General features: G+C 67.1%; 22 protein-coding genes and 3 tRNA genes. 17 read left to right on the forward strand and 8 right to left on the reverse strand.

The window, feature by feature from the left end:
- Positions 1 to 65: 65 nt before the first annotated feature.
- A tRNA-Gln gene (locus OXF11_01620) sits at positions 66 to 141 on the reverse strand.
- Positions 142 to 213: 72 nt separating this feature from the next.
- Here OXF11_01620 and OXF11_01625 point away from each other — a divergent pair.
- Complete coding sequence (locus tag OXF11_01625; GenBank protein ID MCY4485799.1) at positions 214 to 1,134, forward strand: DMT family transporter; 921 nt, start codon at positions 214 to 216, stop codon at positions 1,132 to 1,134.
- Positions 1,135 to 1,142: 8 nt separating this feature from the next.
- Here OXF11_01625 and gltX read toward each other — a convergent pair whose 3' ends face one another.
- Positions 1,143 to 2,576 (reverse strand): glutamate--tRNA ligase, encoded by a 1,434-nt coding sequence (gene gltX, locus OXF11_01630; protein MCY4485800.1) that lies wholly within the window; start codon positions 2,574 to 2,576, stop codon positions 1,143 to 1,145.
- A gap of 233 nt (positions 2,577 to 2,809) precedes the next feature.
- Between gltX and OXF11_01635 the strand changes: the two genes are divergently transcribed.
- Positions 2,810 to 2,900: transfer RNA gene (locus OXF11_01635), tRNA-Ser, on the forward strand.
- Between the two features lie 34 nt (positions 2,901 to 2,934).
- Here the strand turns inward: OXF11_01635 and OXF11_01640 are convergent.
- Positions 2,935 to 3,138 (reverse strand): hypothetical protein, encoded by a 204-nt coding sequence (locus OXF11_01640; protein ID MCY4485801.1) that lies wholly within the window; start codon positions 3,136 to 3,138, stop codon positions 2,935 to 2,937.
- 177 nt (positions 3,139 to 3,315) lie between these two features.
- Here OXF11_01640 and OXF11_01645 point away from each other — a divergent pair.
- A tRNA-Arg gene (locus OXF11_01645) sits at positions 3,316 to 3,389 on the forward strand.
- A 122-nt stretch (positions 3,390 to 3,511) separates the two neighbouring features.
- A complete protein-coding gene (locus OXF11_01650) occupies positions 3,512 to 3,859 on the forward strand; it encodes a hypothetical protein (protein MCY4485802.1) in 348 nt (115 codons plus the stop codon).
- Between the two features lie 49 nt (positions 3,860 to 3,908).
- Here OXF11_01650 and OXF11_01655 read toward each other — a convergent pair whose 3' ends face one another.
- The 4 genes from OXF11_01655 to OXF11_01670 all read right to left on the reverse strand — a co-directional run bounded on the left by OXF11_01655 (position 3,909) and on the right by OXF11_01670 (position 8,732).
- Positions 3,909 to 4,541, reverse strand: a complete 633-nt coding sequence (locus OXF11_01655) for an urea carboxylase-associated family protein (GenBank protein ID MCY4485803.1) — start codon at positions 4,539 to 4,541, stop codon at positions 3,909 to 3,911.
- 44 nt (positions 4,542 to 4,585) lie between these two features.
- Positions 4,586 to 5,521, reverse strand: coding sequence for a polysaccharide deacetylase family protein (locus tag OXF11_01660; protein MCY4485804.1), 936 nt, complete (start codon positions 5,519 to 5,521; stop codon positions 4,586 to 4,588).
- Positions 5,522 to 5,555: 34 nt separating this feature from the next.
- Positions 5,556 to 6,854, reverse strand: a complete 1,299-nt coding sequence (locus tag OXF11_01665) for a M20/M25/M40 family metallo-hydrolase (protein ID MCY4485805.1) — start codon at positions 6,852 to 6,854, stop codon at positions 5,556 to 5,558.
- Between the two features lie 201 nt (positions 6,855 to 7,055).
- A complete protein-coding gene (locus OXF11_01670; protein ID MCY4485806.1) occupies positions 7,056 to 8,732 on the reverse strand; it encodes an amidohydrolase in 1,677 nt (558 codons plus the stop codon).
- A 334-nt stretch (positions 8,733 to 9,066) separates the two neighbouring features.
- Between OXF11_01670 and OXF11_01675 the strand changes: the two genes are divergently transcribed.
- The 5 genes from OXF11_01675 (at position 9,067) to OXF11_01695 (ending at position 14,216) form a co-directional block, all read left to right on the forward strand.
- A complete protein-coding gene (locus tag OXF11_01675) occupies positions 9,067 to 10,578 on the forward strand; it encodes an ABC transporter substrate-binding protein (protein ID MCY4485807.1) in 1,512 nt (503 codons plus the stop codon).
- Positions 10,579 to 10,782: 204 nt separating this feature from the next.
- Positions 10,783 to 11,727, forward strand: a complete 945-nt coding sequence (locus OXF11_01680; protein ID MCY4485808.1) for an ABC transporter permease — start codon at positions 10,783 to 10,785, stop codon at positions 11,725 to 11,727.
- 24 nt (positions 11,728 to 11,751) lie between these two features.
- A complete protein-coding gene (locus OXF11_01685) occupies positions 11,752 to 12,651 on the forward strand; it encodes an ABC transporter permease (GenBank protein MCY4485809.1) in 900 nt (299 codons plus the stop codon).
- Positions 12,652 to 12,702: 51 nt separating this feature from the next.
- Positions 12,703 to 13,173 carry a hypothetical protein gene (locus OXF11_01690; GenBank protein ID MCY4485810.1) on the forward strand — a complete coding sequence of 157 codons (471 nt, stop codon included), beginning with the start codon at positions 12,703 to 12,705 and terminating at the stop codon, positions 13,171 to 13,173.
- Positions 13,170 to 14,216 (forward strand): glycosyltransferase family 2 protein, encoded by a 1,047-nt coding sequence (locus OXF11_01695; protein MCY4485811.1) that lies wholly within the window; start codon positions 13,170 to 13,172, stop codon positions 14,214 to 14,216. Before OXF11_01690 ends, OXF11_01695 begins: the two co-directional genes overlap by 4 nt.
- A gap of 19 nt (positions 14,217 to 14,235) precedes the next feature.
- Here OXF11_01695 and OXF11_01700 read toward each other — a convergent pair whose 3' ends face one another.
- Entirely contained in the window at positions 14,236 to 14,472 is a 237-nt protein-coding gene (locus OXF11_01700; GenBank protein MCY4485812.1) for a hypothetical protein, read from the reverse strand.
- Positions 14,473 to 14,564: 92 nt separating this feature from the next.
- Here OXF11_01700 and OXF11_01705 point away from each other — a divergent pair, with 92 nt between their 5' ends.
- The 8 genes from OXF11_01705 to OXF11_01740 form a co-directional block, all read left to right on the forward strand.
- Positions 14,565 to 15,281 (forward strand): sugar transferase, encoded by a 717-nt coding sequence (locus tag OXF11_01705; protein MCY4485813.1) that lies wholly within the window; start codon positions 14,565 to 14,567, stop codon positions 15,279 to 15,281.
- 240 nt (positions 15,282 to 15,521) lie between these two features.
- A complete protein-coding gene (gene galE / locus OXF11_01710; GenBank protein ID MCY4485814.1) occupies positions 15,522 to 16,535 on the forward strand; it encodes a UDP-glucose 4-epimerase GalE in 1,014 nt (337 codons plus the stop codon).
- A gap of 168 nt (positions 16,536 to 16,703) precedes the next feature.
- Positions 16,704 to 18,377, forward strand: a complete 1,674-nt coding sequence (locus OXF11_01715) for an amidohydrolase (protein ID MCY4485815.1) — start codon at positions 16,704 to 16,706, stop codon at positions 18,375 to 18,377.
- Between the two features lie 60 nt (positions 18,378 to 18,437).
- Positions 18,438 to 19,586: an amidohydrolase gene (locus tag OXF11_01720; protein ID MCY4485816.1), complete on the forward strand. Its 1,149-nt coding sequence runs from the start codon at positions 18,438 to 18,440 to the stop codon at positions 19,584 to 19,586.
- Between the two features lie 96 nt (positions 19,587 to 19,682).
- Positions 19,683 to 20,456, forward strand: a complete 774-nt coding sequence (locus OXF11_01725) for a dienelactone hydrolase family protein (protein ID MCY4485817.1) — start codon at positions 19,683 to 19,685, stop codon at positions 20,454 to 20,456.
- A gap of 47 nt (positions 20,457 to 20,503) precedes the next feature.
- Positions 20,504 to 20,872 carry a VOC family protein gene (locus OXF11_01730; protein ID MCY4485818.1) on the forward strand — a complete coding sequence of 123 codons (369 nt, stop codon included), beginning with the start codon at positions 20,504 to 20,506 and terminating at the stop codon, positions 20,870 to 20,872.
- A 48-nt stretch (positions 20,873 to 20,920) separates the two neighbouring features.
- Positions 20,921 to 23,515: a M1 family metallopeptidase gene (locus tag OXF11_01735; GenBank protein MCY4485819.1), complete on the forward strand. Its 2,595-nt coding sequence runs from the start codon at positions 20,921 to 20,923 to the stop codon at positions 23,513 to 23,515.
- 103 nt (positions 23,516 to 23,618) lie between these two features.
- Positions 23,619 to 24,092, forward strand: a 474-nt coding sequence (locus OXF11_01740; GenBank protein MCY4485820.1) for an alpha/beta fold hydrolase, incomplete at its 3' end; no start/stop codon positions are given.

Here is a 24,092-nt window from a genome sequence, read left to right on the forward strand (position 1 = left end):
ACGGGACTCGAACCCGTGTTTCTGGCGTGAGAGGCCAGCGTCCTAACCGCTAGACGATGGGACCGTGGCTGAGGAGGTAGGACTCGAACCTACAATCGCCTGATCCAGAGTCAGGTGGCTTACCAATTAGCCGACTCCTCAACAACCTCCAAGGATAAATTAAACCGCCTCGGGCGTCAAGGTGGTGGGGATCCGGGGACAGCTACAGGGGCCATGGACCAACGCATGCTCGGGATCGCCTGCGTCGTCAGCGCGGTCACCATCTTCATCCTCCAGGATGCCACCATCAAGTGGCTGAGCGGGGAATATCCGCTGCACGAGATCGTGCTGGTGCGGGCGACCAGCGCGGTGGCGGTGACCCTGTGCGCCATGCGTCTGGAAGGCGGCCTCAGGTTGTGGCGCACTGGCCGCGTCGGCCTGCACCTGGCCCGTTCCACCCTTCTGGTCACGGCCAACAGCACGTTTTTTCTCGGCCTCGCCGCCATGACCATCGCCGAGGCCACGTCGATCTTCTTCATCGCGCCGGTGCTGATCACCGGGCTGACCGCGCTCGTGTTGCGCGAGGCGGTGGGGGGGCGCCGCTGGGCCGCGGTGTGTGTCGGCCTCCTGGGTGTCGTCCTGATGCTTCGGCCCGGCGGGGGGACCTTGCAGTTGGTGGCGCTGTTTCCCCTGGGCGCCGCCTGTTGCTATGCGGTCATGCAGATCATGACCCGCCGCCTCGGGACCACCGAGCGCGCCTCCACCATCTCCTTCTACGCCCAGGTGGGCTTTGTCGCCGCGAGCGTCACCATGGGCCTCGTGGCGGGAGACGGGCGGTTCTCTCCCGAGGACGGTTCAAGCCTTGCGTTCCTGCTGCGCGCCTGGACGGTCCCGCCGTTCGCGGACGGCGCGCTGTTCCTCGGCATCGGCGCCTTGAACGGAGTCGCCAGCTACCTCATGTCGCAAGGATACCGCGTGTCGGTGCCCGCGGCGCTGGCGCCGTTCGAGTACGTGGCGCTGCCCATGTCGGTGTTCTGGGGTGTGCTGTTCTTCGGCCACTGGCCGGACGCGGTGACCTACGCCGGGATGGCGCTGGTGTGCGGCGGCGGCCTCTACGTGCTGAACCATGAGAGGGTGCGCCGGCGCGGCGCTTGAGGGTTCGCTCAGCCTTGGGTTGAAGGGTGGGCATCGATGTAGCGGACACCCGCGGCGAGCCGCGCGAGGGTCACGTCCCGCCCGAGCACGTCGATGACTTCGTAGATCCCCGGGCTCACGGTGGAGCCGGTGAGCGCCACCCGCACCGGCTGGGCCACCTTGCCCAGCTTGATGCCCCGCTCCGCGATCACGTCGCCGAACACTCCTTCGATGCCCGCCTCGTTGAAGTCGGCCAGGTTGCCGAGCTTGACGGACACTTCCTGGAGCAGGTTCTTGGCCTCGGGAACCAGGTGCTTGCGCCCCGCCTTGTCGTCGATGTCGACCGATTCCGTGAGGAAGTAGTGGGCCATGTCCACCAGTTCCACCAGTGACTTGGCCCGTTCCCGCAGGGTGTCCACCATCTTCTCCAGCCACACGCGGTCCTCGGGCGGCGCGTAGCCCTTGGCCGCGAGGTAGGGGGCCACCTCCTCGGCAAGTTGGGGAAGCGGCCGGCCCTTGAGGTAGTGGGCGTTGAGCCACAGGAGCTTCTCCGGATTGAACACCGCCGAGGATTTGCCCACCGCGTCGATGTCGAACTTCTCCACCAGCTCTTGGGCGTCGAAGATCTCCTGGTCGCCATGCGACCAGCCCAGCCGCACCAGGTAGTTGTTCAGCGCCTCGGGGAAGTAGCCCATGTCCCGGTACGCCATCACCGAGGTGGCGCCGTGGCGCTTGCTGAGCCGCTTCTTGTCCTCCCCGAGGATCAGCGGCACGTGGGCGAACACCGGCGGCTCCGCCCCCAGCGCCCAATAGAGCTGCATCTGCCGCGGCGTGTTGGACAGGTGGTCGTCGCCGCGGACAATGTGGGTGATTCCCATGTCGATGTCGTCGCACACCACGCAGAAGTTGTACGTCGGACTCCCATCCGAGCGCGCCAGGATCAGGTCGTCCAACTCCGCGTTGTCGAACTCCACCCGCCCCTTGACCTTGTCGTCCACCACCGTGGCGCCGCTCTCCGGCGAGCGGAACCGGACGGTGAAGGGAACCCCCTCCGGCAACGGCACCGCCGCCCGCTCCGCGGGCCGGCACGTGCCGTCGTACATCGGCTTGCGCTTCTCGGCCATCGCCGCCTGCCGCTTGGCATCCAGGGTCTCCGGTGTGCACACGCAAGGATAGGCGTCCCCCGCGCTCAAGAGCGACCGGAGCCGCTCCTGGTAGAGGTCCATCCGCTCCGTCTGATAGAACGGCCCCTCGTCCCACTCCAACTCCAGCCACTCCATGCTCCGCAGGATCGCGTCGATGGCCTCCGGCGTCGAGCGCTGGCGGTCCGTGTCCTCGATGCGGAGAACGAACTTCCCGCCGCAATGCCGAGCGTAGAGGTAGTTGAACAGCGCGGTGCGCGCGCCGCCGATGTGCAGGTAGCCGGTAGGGCTGGGAGCGAAACGTGTTCGGATTTCGGGCATGGGTTGGGTGGTTCCGGGATCCGGTCGAAGTATAGGGGTGCGGGCACGTGTCAGGGCGTTGTCAGTCCATGCCCATGCATCATATGTAGAGGGCGCCGTCCGGGGTTGTCAAATCGAGCGGTTTCAGGGAGTCCTGCGCCGGGGGTGGACTCGGTCGCCCTGGGGCCCCTTTGGGAACCCGAAAGTTTGACCGAGTTGGGTGCGTGTGCCATAGTGCTGGCTCCACCCGCTTCGGAGAGATGGCCGAGCGGTCGAAGGCGCACGCCTGCTAAGCGTGTGTACCCCAAAAGGGTACCGAGGGTTCGAATCCCTCTCTCTCCGCCACCTTACCTCAAACTGTTTGGGACGAGTTCCGGGACTAGCCGAAATACCGCATGACGGCCACCATCACGGCCGCGATGCTGACTACTATGCCGAGGATGCGCCATTCACGGCCGGCGGCGCGTTGTTCCGATTCGCGCATGTCCCGCACCAGCCGGCTTTCCAGCGCGCCGATTCGCTCCACGACGCGGGTTTCCAGTTGGGCCAAGTCTTCACGTGTCGCGTAGTGGGTCATTTCCATGGCAAGTGTTTATCCGATCAATTATTGAACCGTATGGTATACAAGTCCGGCGACGGTTTCAACAACGCGGTCGGGTCCGATGGGTCGGCAATCGGGCGTGGATGCGGTCGCTTGCCCAGGGGCATTGCGGTTTCTCGGTCAGTGTGATTAATTTCCGTCAGGTTTCCCCCACAATTTGCGCCCGTAGCTCAATTGGATAGAGCGCCAGACTACGGATCTGGAGGTTAGGGGTTCGACTCCCTTCGGGCGCGCTTTCTCTACCTCCTCGTTGACGCTTCAACAGCCGACTGCTCCGTGCGATCCGAGTTTGCTGGTTGCTATACGTTCAGCATAATGTACGCTGTGCCTTTCAGCGTACAGATACAAGGACGTTATGCCTGCGAGATCACAAGCAGCCCTGCCCATTCCCGTCCGCCGTGTGTTGAGGAAACTGGGTACGGACATCCGGGATGCGCGTCGCCGGCGCCGTATCCCCACGGCGATCATGGCGGAGCGGGCCTTTATCAGTCGCACTACCCTCAACAAGGTGGAGAAGGGCGATCCGGGCGTCTCCTTGGGGACCTACGCGACGGTGCTCTTCATCCTCGGGATGACGGATCGTTTGGCCGAGCTGGCTGATCCCACGCACGATCCGGTCGGGTTGGGTCTGGAAGCAGAGAGGCTCCCGCAACGAATCCGTATCCGCCCGTTTCCAAGGGTAGAAACCAAGGGCGGCAGTTGATGCGGGAGGGCTTTGTCTGCCGGATGCTCAGGGCAATCCGGCCCGGCCTTCACTCCTCCACCAGCACGTCCACCCGCAGCGGCCGGTTCCGCCATTCCGGAAAACGGTTGCCGCGCCCCGGGCAGGACGACACGGCTACCAGGCAGTCCTTCTCCGCGCGCAGTTCCAGGTAGTCCCCGGCCACCGATTCGGCGGGTTCCTCGAACAGGCGGTCGTCCTCGTTGATGCCGGTCTTCATGAAGATGTTGAAGGCGTCGTGGACGTTGTGCGCGGTGAGCCCGTAGGATTCGATGGCCCGCACGAGGTTGTCCTGGCAGTTGGGGGCGTTGTCGACGCCGCGGAGCTTCCACAGTCCCGAGCTGCAGCGCGCGTAGATGAGATCGTGGGAGATGGCGCCGAGGGGCGAGTCGACGCGTTTCACGGTGTCGTCGGTGATGGTGAACAATACCTCCATGTTGGGCGAGGAAAACAGGCGGTTGCCGGTGGAGAGGTGCGCTCCCTCCACGATCCGGGTGCGCCCGGACCAGAACTGCTCCTTGTAGTCGGGCAGCGTCCAGGCGTTGAAGTCGGCCACCTGACCGCCTTCGACGTCGACGACCCGCACGTACTGGCCGGCCTGCACGGTGCAGGCGGCTCCCTGGCCGGCGGGGACCGGAACGGAATTGATTTCGCGTAGTGCCACGGTTTTCCTCCCTTTCGATTACGTCGACCCGGTGATCGTCCCGACTATTGGTCCTGTGCGCCGGACTTGCCGGACTTCGTCCGCGCCCGTTCGCGCAGTCGCGCCAGCGCGTCCTCGTAGTAGTGCTCGTAGTACCAGTCCGAGATCTCCTCGGCGGTGGCGGCCCACACGCCGTCGTGGCCGACGATGTACTCCAGGCCCTTGTCGATCCACTTGGCGCGGTGCGCCTGGCCGCCGATGAAGGGGTGCAGGCAGAGGCCGAGGATGCGGCCCGTGTCCGCGCCTTCGGCGTGCAGCACGTCGAACTGGTCGCACATCATCCGGTAGAAGCTCTCCCCGTCCATGCCGGCGCCCACGAAGGCGTAGATGTCGTTGACCTCCATGCAGTAGGGAACGCCGATGAGCCGGCCGCTGCCGACTTCGATGGGATAGGGCTGGTCGTCGTTGCACCAGTCGGAGACGTACTCGACGCCGGCCTCGGCCAGGATCTCCAGGGTGTTGAAGGTCTCCACCAGGCCGGGGCCGAGCCATCCCTTGGTGGGGCGTCCGGCGGCCGCGCTCAGTTTCGCCACGCTGGCCTGGATGACCGCGCGTTCGTCCTCGGCCGACAGGCCTCCCAGGGTGTGCGAGTTGTTGAACCCGTGGCCCATGAGCTCCCACTCGCGCCGCACCGCCTCGCGGATGATCTCGGGATAGTAGTCGCACACCTGGTCGTTGGTGGGCGCCGAGGCGCGCAGGCGGTGGCGGTCCAGCATGTCCATGAGCCGCCAGATGCCCACGCGCGCGCCGTAGTCGCGCCAGCCGGCGTTCTTGGGATCGGGGATGGGGCCGGGCGAGCGGCTAGGCGGCAGGCTCATGCCCGGGGCGTCGATCTCGAAGTGCTCCAGGTTCATCTGTATCCAAAGCGCCACCCGGGCGCCGTCCGGCCAGCGCAGGGGAGGGCGCTCGATCAGGGCCGAATACCCGATGAGAGGTTCCATGGTCCGTTCCTCCGACGTGGGCGCCGTCCGCCCGCTACGACGCCGGCCCGCACAGGTCCAGCGCGGCCAGAGCGTACACGCCCGCGGCCTTGACCAAATGTTCGATTTTCAGCACCTCGCTGTGCTGGTGCGCCGGGTCGTAGTTGGCGAACTGGCCGCCGGTGGAGATGCCGCCGGGGCCGTAGGTGAGGCCGCGGATGCCGTATTCGAACATGGGGCCGGCGTCGCTGGAGACGGCGTAGCGGTTGGGTGCGGCATAGGGGACGGGCTCGCCGTAGACGCTCTCGTGGGCCCGCTCCATGGCCTTCACCAGCGGTTCGTCGCGGTTCAGCTCGAAGCCGTTCCCCGTCAGGTACAGCTCCACCTCGGTCTGCAGCTCCGGGTCGTCGGCCTTGAGCTCGTCCAGCACGGCCTCGATCTCCTTCTTCACTTCCAGGAAGCTCTGTCCCGGCACCACGCGCACGTCCACGTAGAGGTTGCAGAAGGGTGCCGGGCACTTGGAGGGCTTGTAGGGGTGTCCGCCCTGGATGGCGCCGATGCCGATGCGGCACTCCATGAAGGGATGCGGATGGCGGTCCCGGAACACGGGCTCCCATGCCTGCAGGGCGGTGAAGACGCGCATCATCTTCTCGATGGGGTCGATGCCGTGCTCCTTGGACCAGGTATGCTGGGACCTGCCGTAGACCGTTACCTTGACGAAGCAGTACCCGGTCTCGCCGATCTGCAGGCGCATGCCGGTGGGCTCGCCGATGACGGCGAAGTCGGCCGTCAAGCCATGGGTGACCAGATAGCGCGAGCCCGCCTTGCCCCCGCGGAACTCCGCCCCTTGGTACTGGTCCACCGGCGCCTTCTCCGTCTCCCCCACGACGCCGGTAATGAGGATGTCGCCGGCCAGTTCCACCCCGGCGCGCTGGAGCGCCCGCACCGCGCCCCAGTAGGCGGCGAAGGCGCCCTTCATGTTGCTGGCGCCGAGGCCGTGTATCCACCCGTCGGCGGTGGTGGCCCGGGCCACGCCGCCGCCCACGACCTCGGGCGTATAGCGGCTGCCCCACGCCTCGGCCTCGCGGCCGGTGGTGCTGGTGTCGAAGTGTCCGCTGAAGAGCAGCGTGGGCGAACCCTTGCTGCCGGGGAGCCGTCCCACCACGTTGTTGCGTCCGGGCTCCACCTCCTGGAGCTGCACGCGCATGCCCAACTCGGCCAGGCGTCCGGCCAGATAGTCGCCGGCGGGCGCCTCCGCGCCCGGCGGGCTGAAGATGCTCACCAGGTCCATGGCCATTGCCACCAGCTCTTCCTCGCGGATGTGGGCCAATACCAGTTTCTGAAGGTCATCCATGGTGCTTCCTCATGTTGGTCGTCCGTCTTGCCCCTCCCCACCCCTGGATTCCCGCTTTCCACGTCGTGTCAAAACTCCCGAGGCAACGGTCCCCCGAAGAGTCATTCCCGCGAAAGCGGGAATGACGTTCTGTTACGTAGTTGCCTCATGAGTTTTGACACAGCCTGTTTCGCGGGAATGACGGAGAGGAAGGCCTCGGGATTAGCGGACAGGCTCCTGCCCGGCCTCGTGCACGACATTGCCGTCCACCACGGTCATGTCCACGGTGATGTGCCGGATCTCCTCCGGCGGGGCGGTCAGGATGTCCCTGGAGAGCACGGCCAGGTCGGCGAGTTTGCCTTCCTCGATGGAACCCTTGCTCTGCTCCTCGAAGTGCGCGTAGGCGCCGTTGTAGGTGTAGATTCGCAGCGCCTCCATGACGGTAAGGCGCTCGTCGGGGTTGAGCACGGTTGCGCCCGGGCTCGGGTCGAGGCGCCGGCTGACCAGGCAGTCGATGCCCACCATGGGGTTCGCGGTGACGATGGGCATGTCGGAGCCGCCCGAGGAGATCACCCCGCGCTCCAGCAGCGACTTCATGGGAAAGGCGTACTTCGAGCGCTCCGCGCCCCAGGGCTCCAGGGTGCAGGCTTCACCCAGCACCTCCAGGATCGGCGGCTGGGCGTTGTAGACGACGCCCAGGCCGGCGGCCCTGTCCAGCAGCTCGGCGTTCCACAAGTAGGCGTGCTCCAGGCGGTGGCGCGCGTCCGGGCGCGGGTACGCCTTCTGGGCCTTCTCGATGGCGTCCAGGGTCACGGTGATGCCGTGGTCGCCGTGGGGGATGGCGGCGATCTGGAAGCCGGCCTTGTGGGCTTCCAGGCAGAACTCGTCCGCCATTTCCTGGGAGCAGCGGAAGCTCCCGCGAAACTTCCCGTCGGGGTCGTTGGAGTAGGGTTCGAAGAGCGCCGCGGTCTGTCCCTGCACGCCGCCGTCGATGCCGATGACCGCCGGCCCCAGGCGGAGCCAGTCGTCGCCGAAGCCGGTGCGCATGCCCGAGCGGAAGATCCCGTAGGCCGCGGTCTCCACGTCCCACCGGGTGCCGTAGACCGGATAGATGTTGAGGTAGACGCGCGCCGTGAGGCCGCCGCGGGCGCGCAGGAGCTGCCACGCGTGGGTCTCCTGCTCGTTGCGGATGGAGGCCTCGTCCACGCTGGTGACCCCGAGGGCATTCAGGTATTGGCACGCCCAGCCATAGCCCTCCGCCAGCTCTTCCAGCGTCGGCGGCGTAATGGCGGGGGAGATGTAGACCACGCGGCAATTGTCCCACATGGGCCCCAGGGGCGCGCCCTGCTCGTCCCGGAGCATCGGGCCGCCGGGAGGGTCCGGGGTGTCGTCCTCGATGCCCATGCGGCGCAGCGCGGCGGTGTTGGCGGTCCAGCTCATGGACTCGCGCTGACGCAGCAGCACCGGGTGGTTGGGGGACACCGGGTCCAGGTCCCGGCGCGTGGGGTAGCGCCGCTCACGCAGCCGGTGGTGGTCGAAGCCCCAGCCCACGATCAGCTCGCCGGCGGGGGTCTGGTCCACGCGCTGCTTCACGGCCGCGGCGACGTCGTCGATGGACGAGGCGACCTCCGGGCCGCAGTTGATCCACTTGCGATCCTCCACCGCGTTGATGATGTGCATGTGGTTTTCCACGAACCCGGGAGTCAACGCGCGCCCCGCCAGGTTCACCACGCGGGTGCCGTTGCCGACGAGTCCCTCCACGGATTCGTTGGAGCCCACACGGACGATGCGGTTGTCCACCACCGCTACGGCCTCGGCCACATCGTCCCGCTGGTTCATCGTAATGACGCGTCCGTTGACGAACGCCAGATCCGCGTCGCGCGATGCGTTGCTTGCCATGAGCGTCCTCCTCCCGACAGGCGGTTGCGGCCAGTGTGGTGTCTCATCCCCATGGAAAACGCACGAGACAACCCGCCCATACAATCATTGGCCTGCCCCGTGCAACCTTGACACTCCGAGAAATCCTGTGCGAGTATCGCGGCCGGAGCAGGGCTTGGAAGACTGTGACGGTCTGTTCGGGACGGTGCCCACTCGTGGCACCGACGCAACGGGCGGTGTTTCATCTGTGCGCACGTGTGGTCCTGGAGACGCCGCCGAGGAGGAAATCACGATGAGATGGACGAACCTGATGAGACGATCGGGCGGGTCTGGTTCCCCGCCGAGGCGGTGGTCCTTGGGACTCGCCATCGCGGCGGTGTTTGTCATTTTCTGCGTCTTCGCGATGCAGGCCTCCGCGCAGAAATCCGGCGGCATCCTGCGCCTCGGGGGCGAGCGTGACGTGAACGATCTCGATCCGCACACCACGCGCGTGGGCTGGGACATCAACATCATGCAGAACGTGTACTCGGGGCTGGTACGCGCCGGCACCGATATTCAGCCCAGGCCGGACCTGGCGACGAAATGGGAGTTCAAGTCGCCCACCCAACTGGAGTTCACGCTGCGTGAGGGGGTGAAGTTCCACAATGGACGCGAGTTCACCTCGGCGGACGCCAAGTACTCGCTGCAGCGGATTCTCGACCCGAACGTACCGGCGGGTTACGCGAGCACCATCGCGTCCATCGACTCCATCGAGACGCCGTCCAAGTACAAGCTGGTTCTGAAGCTGAAGCGGCCCGACGCCGCCATCGTGACGAACCTGTCGCTGCCCGCCATGGCCATGGTGGCCGAGGAGGCCGTGAAGCCCATGCCGGTGGGCCTGAAGGACGGGATGATGGGGACCGGGCCCTACATGTTCAAGGAGCACATCAAGGGCCAGCGGCTGGTGCTGGTCAAGAACCCCAACTACTACGACAAGTCGGTGCCGTTGCTGGACGAGATGCACTTCATTCCGCTCAAGGACCAGACCGCGCGCACCAACGCGCTGCGGGCGGGGCAGGTGGACTACATCGAGCCGCTGCCGCCCAAGGACGTCAACGCCCTCAAGCGCGACCGCAGGATCAACGTCACCGGCGGACCCAACATCAGCTTCGTCAACATTTCGCTCAACGTGAGCAAGAAACCGTTGGACGACGTGCGCGTGCGCCAAGCCATGGCCTACGCCATCGACCGCAAGGAGATGGTGGAGAAGGGATTCGACGGCTTCGCGCAGCCGCTTTGGGGGCCGCCGCTCATTCCGCCGTACTGGGCGGGAAATGACGACAAATACTACAGCCTGGACCGCGACAAGGCGAAGAAGCTCTTGGCCGAGGCCGGCTACCCCAACGGCGTGGACATCGTGCTGCGCATCGGCACGACCTCGTATCACGCGGCCTTCGCCGCGGTGGTGCAGTCGGAGCTCAAGAAGGTCGGCATCCGCGTGGAGATCAAGGCGTCCGACAGCGCCACCGCGCAGCGCGACTGGCGCTCCGGCAACTTCCAGATGTATCCGATCCGCTGGTGGGGCTCGGACTTCGTCGATCCGGATGGCGCCCTGTCGCCGTTGTTCCGCTGCAAGGGCAGCTACAACAACAGCCGGTTCTGCGATCCCGAGTTCGACAAGCTGTTGGCCAAGGGAGTGGTCGCCACCTCCATCCCGGACCGCAAGAAAGCCTACCGGGCCGCCATGAAGCGGCTGGCCGAACAGCAGCCCTGGGTGTTCCTGGTGGCCTTCGACCGTTTCCAGGCCATGCGCGACTACGTCAAGGGTTACACCGCCTTTCCGAACGCCAGCCAGTACTCGCTCCGCGAGGTATGGCTGGACAAGTAGGCGAGCCGGTCAGGCCGGCGGCTGATTCCCGGCGCAACCGGTCGTCGGGGATCAGCCGTTCGGCGTCTCGGCACCACCGCCCCGAGTCGTCATTCCCGCGGAAGCGGGAATCCAGGGGCGGATTCCCGCTTCCGCGGGAATGACGGTCCGTAGGGGGTGAGGCGGGTTCCCACGCGGCTGCCGCGTTGACCTGACGGGTTTCCGGTGAGTCGATACATCGCGCAGAAGCTGGTTTCCCTGGTGCTGGTGCAGTTCGGCATCTCGCTGGTGGTGTTCTACATGATCCGCCTGGTGCCGGGCGATGCCGTGGACTTCATCTACGGCCTGTACATGAGCTCCGGGCGCATTGAAGAGATCCGCGCTCTGTGGGGTCTGGACCGTCCCATCGTGGTCCAGTACCTGGAATGGATCGGGCGCGTGCTGCAGCTCGATTTCGGCCGTTCCATCGTCTCCGGCTACCCCATAGCGGACGAGATCTTCGCACGGCTCCCGGTGACGCTGCACCTGTCCTTCATGGCGGGAACGTGGAGCGTCCTCTTCGGCGTGACCCTGGGCGTCATCGCCTCGCGCTACCCCAACGGCAAGATCGACGGCATCGTCACCACTACCGGAATCCTCGGGCTGGCCATGCCGCACTTCTGGCTGGCCACCTTGCTGGTGCTGGTGTTCGCCGTTTACCTGAACATCCTTCCTTCCGTCGGCTACATCCCGTTTTTCGAAGACCCCGTCGAGAGCACGCTCTCGCTGATACTGCCGTCCCTTGCCCTGGGCACCACCATGGCGGCGGCGGTGATGCGCATGGCCCGTTCGGCCATGCTGGACGTGCTCGCCCACGACTACATCCGCACGGCCCGGGCCAAGGGTGTACGCGAGCGCCGCGTGTACTCCAGGCACGCGCTGAAGAACGCGTTCATCCCGGTGCTCACGCTGATCGGCACCGAGACCGGCAAGCTGCTCGGCGGCTCGCTCATCATCGAGCAGATATTCGCCATTCCGGGCATCGGCCAGTACGCCGTGGAAGCCGTGTTGAGTCGCGACTACCCGGTGCTGCAGGCCACCATGATCGTCATCGCCGGCAGCTACGTGATGATCAACACGTTGGCCGACCTCGGCTACGGGCTGCTCGACCCGCGGGTGCGGTACGATTAGCCCTTTATCTCGGTGACGGACCCCGTGGCGGAATCCATCAACACCACCGATACACGGCAGCCGGTCGCGCCCCGCCGGGAAGGCCCGGGGCGGGCCTGGCGCCGGTTCGCGCGCCACAAGCCCGCCCTGGTGGGAGCGGCGGTCATTCTGGCCTACCTGCTGACGGCGCTGCTGGCGGACGTTCTGGCACCCTACGATCCGCTGGACATGTCCGCCGGGTCGCGGCTCTCCGGGCCGGACGCCGCCCACTGGTTCGGCACCGACGAGTTCGGACGCGACGTCCTCAGCCGGGTGATCTACGGCGCCCGGATCGCCTTCGTCGTGGGGGTCCTGTCGGCCACCGGGGCCGCGGTCGTGGGCATGTTGATCGGCGTGCTCGGCGGCTACTTCGGCGGCTTGCTGGACCGTGGCGTGACGATGCTCATCGACCTCGTCTTCGCGTTCCCGACGATCCTGCTGGCCATCGCGGTGGCGGCGTTCCTCACCGGCGGCGGGTTGGGGCCGGCCGTGCCGGTCATCATTGCTCTCTGCGTGGTGCAGGCGCCGCACTTCGCGCGCGTCGCGCGCGGGGCCACCATGGCGATCAAGGCGCAGCCGTTCGTGGAGGCGGCCCAAGTACTGGGTGGCTCCCACCCGCGCATCATCCGCAGCCACATCGCCCCCAACGTGGTGGCGCCGCTGCTGGTGCAGTTCGCCCTGTCCTTCTCCTACGCCATCCTGGCGGAATCGTCCCTGAGCTTCCTGGGCGTGGGCCACCCGCCGCCGGCCCCCTCCTGGGGCGCCATGCTGACCGGCGCCTACGGCTACGTCGAGCGCGCCCCCTGGGCCGCCTTCTTCCCCGGAATGGCCATCACGCTCCTCATCCTGGGGTTCAATATCCTGGGTGACGGCCTGCGCGACTTCTTCGACCCCACTCGGCGCTAGTGTGGTGTCTGGTTAATGCGCATAATAATATGCGGAGGATTTGAGGCACCCTTGGAGATTTGGCTGGAGCGAGGCTTCGTCCTGTCAGTCCGGGCCTGCTTGGCGCTTGTCCTGCTGACGCCGCTGGTCAGGATGCCGGAGGTGCTGCACGCCTTCACGGTGGGCCTTGCGGCCGCGCTTGTCGTCCTCGGCTCTCTTGCCCGGTCCGGGCAGCTCGCCACTCCGCCGCGCATCTTGCTGTACACGAACATCGCGCCGAACTGGGACATCATGCACGGACCGGATCCCGCCAAGGGCTTCCGATTGCTTACCCGGGCGGAGGCCGAACAGCGCGAGGCACTCTCGGCGGAGCCCCGGAACCGCCGTCTCCTGCACTCCCTTGCGGCGACGTACACGGCCGTTGCCAAAACCGGCCGGGAAGACGCGCTCAGGGCGCGGTACCGGTACGACCGTTCGGGTGCGGTCGCCCCGTTCCAGGCTCCACTGGTGCGCGGGATGCCGGGCGGGCGAGGCAAGCCGTGACGCGGCCGCCGCCCGTCTCCGTCGTGGTGCCCGCGAGGAACGCCGCCGAGCACCTCCCCACCGCCGTCGCCTCGGCGCTGGCGCAGGACTACGAAGGGGTGGTCGAGGTCGTTGTCGCCGACGGCTCCGACGATCCCGTAACGGCCGAGGCGTTGCGGGCGCGATTTCCGCGGGTGCGGATCGTGGCCAACCCGTCCCGCGGCACGCCCGAGGGGCTCAACCGCGCCGTCGCAGCGGCCTCCCACGACATCCTCGTTCGTTGCGACGCAAGCACCCGGTTGCCGCGCGATTATGTGCGGGTGGCCGTCGGGACGCTGGAGCGCACCAAGGCGGCCGTCGTGGGCGGAATGCAGCGGCCCGTGGGGACCTCGACTTTCACCCGGGCCGCGGCCATGGCGATGACGGCGCCGCTCGGCGCTGGTGACGCGCGCTACCGGATCGGCGGGCCGGAAGGGCCTGTGGACACCGTCTGGCTCGGCGTCTTTCGGCGCGAAACGCTGGAAGCGGCCGGGGGCTTCGACGAGACGCTGCCGCGCAACCAGGACTACGAGCTCAACTGGCGGATCAGGGCGGACGGCGGCACGGTGTGGTTCACGCCGGCGCTGGCGGCCGAGTACCGTCCCCGCGGCAGGTTCGGGGCGCTGGCGAGGCAGTACTTCGACTGGGGATGGTGGAAGTGCGTCGTGCTGCGCCGCCACCCGGCGTCGCTGCGCTGGCGGCACCTGGCCGCACCGGCGCTGGTCCTGGCGCTGGCCGCATCGGGCATCGCGGGCGCCGCCACCGGGTCGCCGCTCGCCGCGATCCCCGCCCTCGGCTACCTCTCGGCGCTCGCCGCCGGCGCGGCGGTTTCGGGCCTGCGCGGCCGGGACCGGGCGGCCCTGCTGCTGCCGCCGGTGCTGGCGACCATGCACCTCTTTTGGGGCGCGGGGTTCTGGTGCGCATGGTTGGGGTGGAGGGGGCGCGGCACGACGCGGCAGTCCCGCCCGGGTCCGGCAGGCCGGGGCCGAAGGCAATCATCGACGGCGGGTCATGCCGATGAATAGGAGCCGGTGCCGGGAAGAGTCAGCGCGGCGCGGTCGCCCGGTGGAACCAGATGCCTCTTGCCACGGGCACGCCTGCCGCCGCCACGGCGGCGAGGCAGTCCCGGTAGCGCCGCTCGAGGAAGGCCTCGCTGTCCGCGCCCAGCCGGATACGGTCGGCCCCGCGCGCGGGACGGAAGAAGAAATCCATCACCCGGGGGTCGTCCTTGAGCCTCTGCAACAGGCTGCGCGCGCCGGCCGCGCGCAGCAGCACCGCCACCGTCTTGCCGGCCCGGCGACAACCGCCACGGCCGCGGGCGGCATCCAGGACCCGGAAAGCCGCCCGCCGTCGTCACCGGGAGGGCCATGACCATGAGCAGGGGAGCCGAAACCACCGGGTCGACGGCGGCGAAGCGGGACAGGACCGCACCGGCGCCGGCCGGCGGCACGCCATCGGACCTCGCGGCGCGGGAACGTTACAAGCGCCCGTTCGATCTCGCCCTCGTCGGTTTCCTCCTGTTGTCGTTGGGGCCGCTGTGGCTGCTTCTGTGGGCGGCCATCGCGCTCGCGATCCGGCTCGAGGACGGCGGCCGGGTGTTCTACCGCCAGCCTCGCCTGGGCCGCGGAGGCGAGGTTTTCTCGATCCTCAAGTTCCGCACCATGGTGGAGGGCGCCGAGGACGGCACCGGCCCGGTGCTGGCGTCGGAGCGCGACCGGCGCATGACCCGCACCGGCAGCGTGCTGCGCCGGTTCCATCTCGACGAACTGCCCCAGGCGGTCAACGTCCTCAGGGGCGAAATGAGCCTCGTGGGTCCGCGCCCCGAGCGACCGGAACTCGCCGAACGCATCGAGCGCGAGGTCCCCGGCTTCGCCGGCCGGCTGCGGGTCCGGCCGGGCGTGGCGGGTCTGGCCCAGTTGGCGGGGGCTTACGACTCGGAGCCCCGGCGCAAGCTGCGCTACGACAATCTCTACATCGCCCGGATGAATCCCTGCCTCGATCTCAAGCTATGCCTTTTGTGCGTCGCCAGGATACCGCGCCGCCGGGACAGGGTGCGGGGGAAAGACCCCGGCCGGGCCGGGCGGCTCTGACGGACCGGACCCCGCCGGCAGCGGCGTTATGGAATTCATCAATAAGAAATATTCACCTCTCACGGATAATTATTCACCTCTCCGGGAAAAGCCTGTATGATCCAGAGGTCCGACTTTCAGCAGGTCGTTGAGAAAACCATTTCGGCGCCCTTCGACTTCGCAACGCCACGTCCAGGGCGCCATACCGCCGGAGCTCGGCCTCGGGTTCGAAGTCTCCGGGCGCAGGTAGAGCGGCGGGTGATGAACGGCAGGATACTGGTAACCGGAGGTGCCGGATACATCGGTTCGCATACGGTCCTCAATCTGGTCCGGTCCGGCTGTGAGGTCTTCGTGCTGGACAACCTCCAGTCCGGCTGCCGCCGGGCGGTGAGCCGGGAAGCGTCCTTTCATCGCATGGACATTCTTCGCCGCGGCGGCGTGCCGACGCTGATCCGGCGGTATGGCATCGACGCGGTCATTCATTTTGCCGCCCGCACCGTGGCGCCGGAATCGTTCGCAGAACCCGCCGAATACTACCGGACCAATGTCCTCGGGTCACGGCGCCTGCTGCAACACTGCATCGAACACGGCGTCAACCGGTTCGTCTTCTCATCCAGCGCGGCGGTATACGGGATTCCCCGCCACCGCACGGTGGGCGAAGACGGCCCTCTCGCCCCCATCAGTCCCTACGGCAGGACGAAACTGACCGCGGAGCGGATGCTGCGGGATCTGGCGGCGGCGTCCGGGGGGAAATTCCGGTTCGTGGCCCTGCGGTGCTTCAACGTCGCCGGAGCGCATATGGGAGGCATGCTTGGGCAGGCAACGTCCCATCCCGCCCACTTGGTCAAGGCCGCCTGTCAGGCGGCCCTTGGCCTGCGCCCGGAGCTTTCGATATTCGGGGACGGCCACCCCACCCCGGACGGGACCTGCATCAGGGACTACATCCACGTGGACGATGTGGCCGATGCGCACCTGCGTGCGCTCCAATACCTTCAGGCCGGCGGTGACAGCGCCGTCCTCAATTGCGGTTGCGGCCGCGGCTACAGCGTTCGTGAAGTCATCGAGTGCGTCAAGTCCGCCAGCGGCTCCGCTTTCCCGGTGGTCACGCGAGCCCCCCGCCGGGGAGACCCGCCGGCGCTGGTCGCCGACACGGACAGGGTGCGCCGGTTGCTCGGATGGTCCCCCCGGTTCGACGATCTCGCGACCATGTGCCGCTCCAGCCTCGAATGGGAACGGAAACTGTCCGAGCGTCCAACCTTCGCATTCTCTCCATGAGGTCTCCGGACCGCGTAATCGCACTGTTTTCCAATACGGAGATGAGCGTGAAGGGAGGGGAGGGCGAGGGGGCCTTGGAGAACGCCGCGGCTTGCGCATCCACCGGGCAGCGGTTATTGTCCATCAGGCTTGAGCCGGGTTCCTCACGCGCATCCAGGGAGGTGTTCCATGGCGGATTCCAACGTGTCGACACCGACACCCACCGCCGACGTCGTGTTTGTCGGCGGCCCCATCGTGACAGTCAACTCCCGGGACGAGGTGGCCGAGGCGCTCGCGGTTCGCGGCAACAACATCCTGCGGGTGGGGGAGCGCGCCTACGTCGAGCTGACCGTGGGGCGCGAGACGGAGGTGGTGGACCTCAAGGGGCGGGCCGTGACCCCGGGCTTCATCGACAACCACATCCACATGACCAACGGCCCCCAGCGCCACTGGGTGGACTGCACCTACGCCGCCTGTCCCTCCATCGCCGACATCGTTGAGAGGATCAAGGAGCGGGCCGCGCAGGCCAAGCCGGGCGACTGGATACTCGGCCGGGGCTTCCAGGCGACGCGCCTCACCGACCGGCGCAACCCCAACCGATTCGATCTCGATCCGGTGTCACCCGACAACCCGGTGGGTATCTCCAACCGCGAATCCATGGGGTGGACGTTCAACACCCTGGGTTTGCGGCGCATGGGAGTCCAGGACGACACCCCCGACCCCCCGGGCGGCCCCATGGAGCGGGACGAGCAGGACCGCCCCCTGGGCCCCATGTGGGACAACACCCGCACCGTGTTCATCATGCCGACGCTCCCCAAGTGGGACGTGAACGAGCTGATGGACGGATATGGCTGGATGGCGAGCGAGTTGAACCGGAACGGCGTCACCACGGCGTTCGAGGCGGCCATCCGCAACCGCATGGACACGGTTGCGTGGCAGCGGTTGCACCGCCAGGCGCCGCCGAGCCTGGGCGTGGTCATGGGCCCCTATCCCGTGCACGGCGAAGGTTGGGACCTCGAAGGCGCCGCCGGGAAAATCTTCGAGACCGGGTTCGCCACCAACTTCGGCACCGAGTGGCTCAAGCTGGGGGCGCTTCAGGTGGGTATCGACGGTGGTGTCATCGGCCAGACCGCCGCCCTGTTCGAACCCTACAGCAACGACCCCGCCGGGAAGAAGCTCGGCAGCTTCCGGCTCACCCAGGAGGTGATCAACGACTTCATGGTGCAGTGCCAGTCCAGCGACTGGCAGGCCGGGCTCATCTGTCACGGCGACCACGGCATCCACCGGTCGCTGGAGGCCATCGCCCACGGCCGCGAGCAGGTGGCCACCCACGACCTGCGCCACCGGCTGGAGCACGCCTACCTGTGGAACCCGCGGGTCATGGACCGCATGGCCGAGCTGGGGGTCATCTGGAACACGCAGCCGCCGATCCTGGAGAGCATCGGCAGCGAGGGCATACACGGCCAGTGGGGCGAGCGCGCCCGCTACGCGTTTCCGTTCAAGTCCCTGACCGACCGGGGCGTGATCATCTCCGGCGGTTCCGACTGGCCCGTGGGCATGTACAACCCGTTGCAGGGCATCGACATCCTGGTGAACCACCGCTTCGGACCCGAGGAAGGCGGCGAAGTGCTCAACGCGGACGAGGGCGTGAGCGTGCTGCAGGCGATTCGCGTCTACACGTATAACTGCGCCTACACGTCGTTCGACGAGACCCGCACGGGTTCCCTGGAGGAAGGGAAGCGGGCGGATCTGGCGGTGCTCTCGGAGGACATTCTCGGCGTGGCGCCGACGGCGATACGGGACATCATGGTGGACCGGACCTACGTGGACGGCCGCCTCGTGTTCGAACGGACGGAGTCTTAGGCCGGCGGCCGGTAGGCGTCCCCCGCGGCTGCCGCCCGCGCACGGAGACAGGAGGGGATCATGGGGCTGGCATTGGTGGGCGCCCGCATCATGACGGCGTCCAACGGTGTGATCGACGAGGGCACCCTGCTGATCGAAGGTCGGACCATCGAGGCTGTCGGCGCCGACGTTCGTACGCCCGCGGGCGCCGAGGTCTGGGACGTGCGCGGCAAGGTCCTCATACCGGGCATGATCGACGCCCACACCCATCTGGGGCTGTGCCAGGACGGGGTAGGGGCCAGCCAGAGCGACGAGGACGAGGTGGGGGACCCCGTGGTGCCGCACCTGCGCGCGCTGGACGCCATCAACCCCGAGGACATCGCGTTCCAGGACGCCCTCAGGGGCGGCGTCACCACGGTGGGCGTGATGCCCGGCAGCTACAACGTCATCTGCGGCCAGCCCGCCGCCGTGAAGGTGGTGGGTCGCACGCTGGAGGAGATGCTGGTGCGCGCCCCGGTGGGCATGAAGATCGCCTTTGGGGAGCGTCCCAAGCAGGTCTACGGCGGCCTCAAGAAGAGCCCCATGACGCGCATGGGAATCGCCGCCATCCTGCGGGAGGGGCTGGTGCGGGCGCAGCACTACGCCGCCAACGGCGGCGGCTCGCGGGATCTCCGGCAGGAAGCCATGGTCCCGGTGGTGCGCAAGCAGATCCCGCTGCGCGCACACGCGCACCGGGCGGACGACATCATGACGGCCATCCGCATCGCGCAGGAGTTCGATCTCGACCTGATCATCGAGCACGGCACCGACGGGTACAAGGTGGCCGCGGAACTGTCGGAGGCCGGAGTCGGCGTGGTCCACGGCCCGTGGCTCAAGGCCCGCGGCAATCTGGAACAGTCGGGACGCAGCCCGCACTCGCCGCGCATGCTCATCGAAAGCGGCGTGCTCACGGCCTTCTCCACCGATCACCCGGTGATCCCCATCCAGAATCACCGGATGCAGGGCATGACGGCGGTGGACCACGGGGTCAGCCCCGGCGAGGCGCTCAAGGCGCTGACGCTCAATTCCGCGCGGCTCATGGGCATCGACGAGCGGGTGGGAAGCCTGGAGGCGGGCAAGGACGCGGACGTGGTGGTTCTGTCGGGTCCGCCGTTCGACGCGGCGACGCAGGTGGAAGGCGTCGTCGTGAACGGAAGCATTGGCTGGAAACGCGAGCCGGCAAGCATCTGAGGGCAGCCGGGCCGGACACAAGGGAAACTCTTCGGGTTACACTGGCTTCACGAAACGTGGGTTCGGGTTCTCCGCCCGCTGCAAGGGAGAAGAGACATGCAACTTCAGAAAGCGTTCATCTGCACGGCATCCATCATTTTCGGGATACTCTTCGCGGCCGCCGCCGTCCATGCGCAGGCCATGAAGATCACCACCGCGGAAGTGGCCTACGACAAGGGCAACGCCAAGGTCAAGGGCTATCTTGCCAAGCCCGCGGACAAGAAGGCGCGTCCCGGCCTGATCCTGATCCACGAGTGGTGGGGGCTGAACGACAACATCCGCGAGAACGCGCGCGCGTTCGCCGAGCTGGGCTACGTGGCCCTGGCGGTGGACCTCTACGACGGCGAGATGGCGACGACGCCGGACGGTGCGCGCAAGCTGGCCGGAGGCGTGCGCAAGAACACGGAGGCGGCCTTTGCCAACCTGAAGCAGGCCATGAGCTACCTGAGCGGGCTCACGGGGGAAGTGGACCCGGCGCGCATCGCCTCGGTGGGCTGGTGCTTCGGCGGCGGCTGGTCCTACCAGATGGCCAAGAACGACCTCGGGGTCAAGGCGTCGGTGATCTACTACGGCCGCTTCAACCCGGCGGACGACCTGAGCCGCATGCGCGCCACCATCCTCGGGCACTTCGGCGAGACCGACCGGGGCATCAAGGTGGACAACGTGCGCGAGTTCCAGGCCAAGCTCAAGACCCTCAAGGGCGATCACATGGTCTTCATCTATCCCAACGCGGGACACGCCTTCGCCAATGCCGACAGCCGCAACTACGACAAGGCGGCGTCCGAGGCGGCGTGGAAACGGACCAGGGAGTTCTTCCAGAAGCACCTCTAGTGCGCGGATCGACCGGGCAACACAGTAGTACCAGGGAGGACACCGACATGGCACGCATCCGTCACATCGCCATCCTCACCGACGACAAGGAGAAGCTGGTGGAGTATTACACGAGCGTGTTCGGGCTCAAGGTGGTCAAGGGCGTGGGTACCGCGACTTACCTCTCGGACGGGCACGTGAACCTGGCCATCATCCCCAAGGGCCCGGAGGAGCAGGTGGAGGGGCGTGCGCTCCAGAGCGGCCTCAACCACATCGGCTTCGAGGTAGAGGACGTGCAGGCCTTGAAGTCGGTGTCGGACGGGAAGGGGGCGGCCGACGACGTGAGGAAGAGACCGCCCAATCGCGAGGCGGAATTCCGGGTGCAGGACCCCGACGGCAACCTGATCGACCTGTCGCAGCACGGCTGGCCGGTGTGAGCGGTCTACGGAAAGGCATGGACGCCGGAAAGACAGGAGAGTTTGTGCATGGCTGAACAGGAACGGGTGCTGCTGCCCGACGACGTTGACCCTGAACGTTACGACATAACCCTCAGGCCCGACCTTGAAACCTTCACCTTCGGCGGCAGCGAGACGGTCGAAGTCGACGTGAGATCGGCCACCCGCCGGATCGTGCTGCACGCCACCGAGCTGGAGCTGCACTCGGTGGCGCTGGAGCGCAACGGGGCGTCGTGCGTGCCCGAGCGGATCGAGGCCGACGAGGAGGAGGAGACGGTCGCGTTCGTCTTCGCCGACCTCGTGGAGCCGGGGCCGGCGCGGCTGAGCATCGAGTTCACCGGACAACTGAACGACAAGATGCACGGGTTCTACCGCGCCGTCTACCAGGTGGAGGGCGAGAAGCGCACCATGGCCGTGACCCAGTTCGAGGCCACCGACGCGCGGCGTGCGTTCCCCTGCTGGGACGAGCCGGCGCGCAAGGCCGTGTTCGCGGTGACGCTGGTGGTGCCGGAGGACCGGGTGGCGGTCTCCAACATGCCGTCTGGCGAAGTGGAGACCGGCGACGACGGTCTCAAGACCGTGCGTTTCGCCGATACCCCGGTGATGTCCACGTATCTGCTGGCCTTCGTCGTGGGCGAGTTCGATTACGTCGAGACCGAGACCGAGGAAGGCGTCACCGTGCGGGTATACACGCCGGTGGGCCGGCGGGAGCAGGGACGGTTCGCGCTGGACGTGGCCGCCCGGACCCTTTCGTTCTTCGACGACTACTTCGGCATCGCCTATCCGCTGCCCAAGATGGACCTGCTGGCGATTCCGGACTTCGCGGCCGGAGCAATGGAGAACTGGGGCGCGGTCACCTACCGGGAGACCGCGATTCTCGTGGACCCCGCGGAGTCCTCGGCGGGCACGCGCCAGCGGGTGGCCATCATCGTGGCCCACGAGCTGGCGCATCAGTGGTTCGGCAACCTCGTCACCATGGAGTGGTGGACGCACCTGTGGCTCAACGAGGGATTCGCCTCGTGGATCGAGTTTATGGCGGTGGACCACCTGTTCCCGGAATGGGACATGTGGACGCAGTTCGTTTTTTCCGACTTCGGCCGCGCCCTGTCCCTGGACGGGCTCAAGAGCTCGCACCCCATCGAGGTGGAAGTGCGGGACCCCAAGCAGATCAGCGAGATTTTCGACGGCATCAGCTACAGCAAGGGCGCCTCGGTGATCCGGATGCTGGCCGCCTACCTGGGCGCGGAGCCGTTCCGCCGGGGGCTGCGGCGTTACCTCGGGCGGCATCAGTATGCCAACGCCACCACCGAGGACCTGTGGCAGGCTCTGGCGGAGGAGTCAGGGCAGCCGGTGAAGCAGATCATGGACACCTGGACCAAGCAGACGGGCTACCCGCTGTTGTCCGTGGACATGAAGCAGGGGGAGGTGGAGCTGCGGCAGACGCGGTTCTTCCTGAGCGGCGTGCCGGATCGGGACGACGCCAGCCGGTGGTCGGTTCCCCTGGGCATACGAACGGGAGCGGGGGAGGACACGTTCCGCGTGGTGGAAGACGAGCGGGCGAGCATTGGCGTCGACGGAAGCAGCGGGGGGTGGTTGAAGGTCAATCCGGACCAGACCGGTTTCTACCGCAGTACCTACAGCGCCGAGCTGTGGGACCGGCTGGCCCTGGCGGTGGAGACCGGCGAGCTCGCGTCGGCCACGGACCGGCTCGGCCTGGAGAACGACGCGTTTGCCCTGGCCCGGGCGGGTTATCTGGACGCGGCTCGGCCACTGGCGTTGGCGCCGGCCTACGGCAACGAGACGCATTACACGGTGTGGGCGGACCTGTCGGAGAATCTCCGGGCCTACGACATCCTGTTGTCCGGCGAGCCCTGTCATCCGTCGTTCCGCGCTTTCGCCCGGAGCCTGTACCAGACTATTTACGGGGCTCTGGGATGGGATGCCCGGCCTGACGAAAGCCATCTCACAAAGCTGTTGCGGCCCATGGTGATCGGCCTCCTGGGGCGCTACGGCGACCCGGGGGTCAACGCCGAGGCCTTGCGCCGGTTCGATGAGGCGATCCGGGATGCCACGCCGGTGGCGCCGGACCTGCGGGCGGCGGTGTATGGCCAAGTGGTGGAGAGCCGAGGCGTGGAAGGGTACGAGGCGGTGCTGGAGACCTACCGTGAAGCCGAGCTTCACGAAGAGAAGAACCGTTGCCTGCGGGCGTTGGGATGCAGCACCGACCCGGCCGTGCTTCGGCGGACGCTTGACTTCTCGCTGTCCGACGAGGTGCGCGGACAGGATACGCCGCTGGCCGTGGCCGGCGTGGCCATGAACCCGTTGGGACGGGATCTGGCCTGGGATTTCCTGCGGGACAAGTGGGCCGAGTTCGATCGTCGTTACGGCCAGGGCGGGTTCATCATCGCCCGCATCATATCCATCACCACCGAGGACTTCACCACCCTGGACAAGGCCCGGGAAGTGGAAGAGTTCTTCGAGTCGCATCCCGCGCCCGCCGCCGCGCGCACGGTGCGCCAGTCATTGGAGCGGATCCGCTCCAATGCGCTGTGGCTCGAACGCGACGGCGATGCCATTGCGAAGTGGCTGGAAGCGTATGCACCGACGCCGGTGGAGGGAACGTAGGGGGCGGGTTTGGCGCCGTCAACCTGCCGACCCTGGAAGTCTATGATCCCAAGACCGATACCTGGGAGACGGGGCGACAGGGGAAAACAGAGAGGTGAGATTTATGGCGGGAAAAGCCGAGTTGCTTTCATTCGTGACCGCGGACCAGGAGACGCTGCACGGAGCCTTGTTTCGCGCCGATGCATCACCGCGCCCCGACCTGGCGCTGGTGATGATTCACGGCGTGGCCATGAGCTTCTATACCGGCCCGCTGCGGGTATTCGCCGAGGCCCTGGCCGGACGCGGCCACCATGCTTTCTCCATCAACTGCCGCGGCCATGACTGGATTGCCCGGGGCGGGGACCTCACGGCCTTCCGAGGCGCCACCTACGAGAACTTCGAGGACTGCGAGCTGGACATCGACGCCGCCATCGACCGGATGAAGCAGGAGGGCTATGCCCGCTTCGTGCTCGTGGGGCACAGCCTGGGCTCGGTCAAGTCCATCTACTACCAGGGCACGCGCCGGCGCGACGACGTGGTCGGCGTGATCTCGTGCTCCGCGCCCAGGCAGTTCTATTCCGCCCGCCAGGTGGAGGAC

Source organism: Deltaproteobacteria bacterium (assembly GCA_026712905.1).
Classification (GTDB): Bacteria; Desulfobacterota; Binatia; order UBA9968; family JAJDTQ01; genus JAJDTQ01.

Excerpts from the sequence above, each read along its gene's own strand:
- OXF11_01625 (MCY4485799.1), top strand. The coding sequence starts at position 214 with ATGGACCAACGCATGCTCGGGATCGCCTGCGTCGTCAGCGCGGTCACC.
- gltX (MCY4485800.1), bottom strand. The coding sequence starts at position 2,576 with ATGCCCGAAATCCGAACACGTTTCGCTCCCAGCCCTACCGGCTACCTG.
- OXF11_01640 (MCY4485801.1), bottom strand. The coding sequence starts at position 3,138 with ATGGAAATGACCCACTACGCGACACGTGAAGACTTGGCCCAACTGGAA.
- OXF11_01650 (MCY4485802.1), top strand. The coding sequence starts at position 3,512 with ATGCCTGCGAGATCACAAGCAGCCCTGCCCATTCCCGTCCGCCGTGTG.
- OXF11_01660 (MCY4485804.1), bottom strand. The coding sequence starts at position 5,521 with ATGGAACCTCTCATCGGGTATTCGGCCCTGATCGAGCGCCCTCCCCTG.
- OXF11_01665 (MCY4485805.1), bottom strand. The coding sequence starts at position 6,854 with ATGGATGACCTTCAGAAACTGGTATTGGCCCACATCCGCGAGGAAGAG.
- OXF11_01670 (MCY4485806.1), bottom strand. The coding sequence starts at position 8,732 with ATGGCAAGCAACGCATCGCGCGACGCGGATCTGGCGTTCGTCAACGGA.
- OXF11_01705 (MCY4485813.1), top strand. The coding sequence starts at position 14,565 with ATGAGCAGGGGAGCCGAAACCACCGGGTCGACGGCGGCGAAGCGGGAC.
- galE (MCY4485814.1), top strand. The coding sequence starts at position 15,522 with ATGAACGGCAGGATACTGGTAACCGGAGGTGCCGGATACATCGGTTCG.
- OXF11_01715 (MCY4485815.1), top strand. The coding sequence starts at position 16,704 with ATGGCGGATTCCAACGTGTCGACACCGACACCCACCGCCGACGTCGTG.
- OXF11_01720 (MCY4485816.1), top strand. The coding sequence starts at position 18,438 with ATGGGGCTGGCATTGGTGGGCGCCCGCATCATGACGGCGTCCAACGGT.
- OXF11_01725 (MCY4485817.1), top strand. The coding sequence starts at position 19,683 with ATGCAACTTCAGAAAGCGTTCATCTGCACGGCATCCATCATTTTCGGG.
- OXF11_01730 (MCY4485818.1), top strand. The coding sequence starts at position 20,504 with ATGGCACGCATCCGTCACATCGCCATCCTCACCGACGACAAGGAGAAG.
- OXF11_01735 (MCY4485819.1), top strand. The coding sequence starts at position 20,921 with ATGGCTGAACAGGAACGGGTGCTGCTGCCCGACGACGTTGACCCTGAA.